This is a genomic window from Vibrio sp. 1557, from assembly GCF_033340175.1.
Taxonomy (GTDB): domain Bacteria; phylum Pseudomonadota; class Gammaproteobacteria; order Enterobacterales; family Vibrionaceae; genus Vibrio; species Vibrio alginolyticus.
On the sequence record NZ_JAWOVZ010000228.1, the window covers coordinates 1 to 1150 of the forward strand.

Below are 1150 nucleotides of genomic sequence, written 5' to 3' on the forward strand. Positions count from 1 at the left end.
ATGAGCGAAAAGTTACAAAAAGTATTAGCACGTGCTGGTCACGGTTCTCGTCGTGAGATTGAATCGTTAATTAAATCCGGACGCGTAAGCGTGAACGGTGTGGTCGCTAAACTTGGTGAAAGACTGGAAGATGAGAGCAGTGTAGTTCGTATCGATGGTCACATTGTATCTGCAAAGGTTCAAGAAGAAGTGATCTGTCGTGTACTTGCGTACTACAAGCCTGAGGGTGAGCTGTGTACTCGTCATGACCCAGAAGGCCGTCGCACGGTTTTCGACCGTCTGCCAAAAATTCGTGGCTCTCGTTGGATCTCTGTTGGTCGTTTGGATGCAAACACGTCTGGTCTGCTACTTTTCACTACTGATGGTGAATTAGCAAACCGTCTAATGCACCCAAGTCGCCAAGTTGAGCGTGAATACCTAGTGCGTGTGTTTGGTGAAGTAACCGAACAAAAAGTTCGTAATCTAGTAAAAGGGGTTGAACTGGAAGACGGTTTAGCTCGCTTTGAAGACGTTGTCTACGCGGGTGGTGAAGGTATGAACCACACTTTCTACGTAGTGATCAACGAAGGTCGTAACCGTGAAGTTCGTCGTCTATGGGAATCTCAAGAGTGTACCGTTAGCCGTCTGAAACGTGTTCGTTACGGTGATATCTTCCTAGACAAAAAACTGCCTCGTGGCGGTTGGATGGAACTGGATCTGAAAGAAGTAAACTACCTGCGTGAGCTTGTAGAACTTCGCCCAGAGAAAGAAACCATGCTAGATTTGAGCAAGGATAATACGTCACGTAAGCGTGAACGTGCTCGCAGCCAAAAAATCCGCCGCGCGGTTAAGCGCCATGAAGAACGTGTAAGCACGTCTAAAGGTCGCAGCAACAATCCTGCTCGTCGTAAGCCAAAGAAAAATGCTGGCGAACAAGGTGCACGCAACAAGCATCGTTAATCGAGAGCGAAAAACGAAAATCAGAAAGGCTTGCCAATTGGCAGGCCTTTTTCTTATACGCAAAAAGGCCATTTTTCTATCTTCGGTGATGTTTGAAGATAAAAAAACACCAGCACTAGGCTGGTGTTTTTATTCATAAGAGAAGGAGCGTTAGTCGCGCTTCCAAAGCATATGGCAGAACTTATGTTCTGGGTCTCGGCTGATTAGCATA

At 46.4% G+C, this 1150-nt stretch carries 1 protein-coding gene; it reads left to right on the forward strand.

What is annotated here, in order from left to right; translation table 11 throughout:
- The gene (gene rluB / locus R7070_RS26090; RefSeq protein ID WP_005465081.1) at positions 1–939 is read left to right on the forward strand and encodes a 23S rRNA pseudouridine(2605) synthase RluB; all 939 of its coding nucleotides are present in this window, start codon (positions 1–3) and stop codon (positions 937–939) included.
- Positions 940–1150 lie beyond the last annotated feature (211 nt).